Genomic DNA, 229 nt, shown 5'->3' on the forward strand with positions numbered 1-229 from the left:
GCGCAGAAGTAATTAGCTTAGAAGCTGATAAAATGATTGAAGAAGGGAAAGAATTAGCGAAGATTGCTCCAAACGTTGTTGTAAAAGTACCAATGACAACGGAAGGTTTAAAAGCAGTAAAAGCATTCTCTGATTTAGGAATTCGTACAAACGTTACATTAGTATTCTCAGCAGTTCAAGCATTACTTGCAGCTCGTGCTGGTCCAACATACGTTTCACCATTCTTAGG

1 protein-coding gene is annotated in these 229 nt (G+C 38.4%); it reads left to right on the forward strand.

All coding sequences use genetic code 11. From position 1 onward, the window contains the following. Positions 1-229 (forward strand): transaldolase family protein (locus tag SB658_RS28180; protein WP_410603909.1); only part of this gene is annotated, 229 nt, incomplete at both ends.

This window comes from Bacillus sp. SIMBA_008 (genome assembly GCF_046535495.1).
Lineage (GTDB): Bacteria > Bacillota > Bacilli > Bacillales > Bacillaceae > Bacillus > Bacillus subtilis.